The 426-nt window shown below is 54.7% G+C and carries 1 pseudogene; it reads left to right on the forward strand.

Annotated elements, in window-relative coordinates:
- Window positions 1-135 (forward strand): annotated as a pseudogene (locus C8R14_RS12975) (DUF3330 domain-containing protein); the annotation flags it as partial.
- Window positions 136-426 lie beyond the last annotated feature (291 nt).

Genomic DNA, 426 nt, shown 5'->3' on the forward strand with positions numbered 1-426 from the left:
TTCACCCCGGAAGGCGCGGAATACGTCGAACATTTCTGCGGGCTGGATTGCTATGAACGCTTCCAGGCACGCGCCAAGGCCGCGACAGAATCTGACATTGCGCCTGTCCCTGGCGGTTCGCAGCCGTCAGATTGAGGCATACCCTAACTTGATGTCAGATGCCATGTGCAAACGATGTCAGAATAGAGTTAAATTTCCTATTGATTGACATATTCCGTCAAAGGTAATAGATTTCATCCTGACACTTTTGCCTTTGGAGGCATCTTGCAAGGTCAACGCATCGGCTATGTCCGCGTCAGCAGCTTCGACCAGAACCCGGAACGGCAATTGGAGGGTGTTAGGTGGCGCGGGTGTTCACCGACAAGGCTTCTGGCAAGGACACCCAGCGTCCCGAGCTGGAAAGGCTGCTGGCCTTCGTCCGCGAGG

It is taken from the genome of Nitrosomonas eutropha (assembly GCF_003201195.1).
GTDB classification, from domain to species: domain Bacteria; phylum Pseudomonadota; class Gammaproteobacteria; order Burkholderiales; family Nitrosomonadaceae; genus Nitrosomonas; species Nitrosomonas eutropha.